The organism is Levilactobacillus zymae DSM 19395 (assembly GCF_001434115.1).
Taxonomy (GTDB): domain Bacteria; phylum Bacillota; class Bacilli; order Lactobacillales; family Lactobacillaceae; genus Levilactobacillus; species Levilactobacillus zymae.
Genome location: NZ_AZDW01000054.1, coordinates 1 through 212 on the forward strand (window position 1 = coordinate 1; position 212 = coordinate 212).

General features: G+C 52.4%; 1 pseudogene. It reads left to right on the top strand.

Going from position 1 to position 212, the window contains the following annotated elements:
• Positions 1-212, top strand: a pseudogene (locus FD38_RS12890) (LPXTG cell wall anchor domain-containing protein); the annotation flags it as partial.

The window sequence follows — 212 nt, forward strand, 5'->3', positions numbered from 1 at the left end:
GTTTCCGAGATTTCTGGTTCGGAAGCGAGTGTCAGTGATCAGGCCAACTCCGGTAGTGTTTCGACGTCGATTACGTCCGAATCCGAAGCTAGCATGAGTGTTGTTTCGGCCAGTGCTTCAGCCTCAATGAAGTCGTTGAGTCAGTTATCAGCGAGTGAATCGGCCGATGCGTCGACGAGTGTCGTCAGTCAAAGTGCTTCTGAATCGGCGGA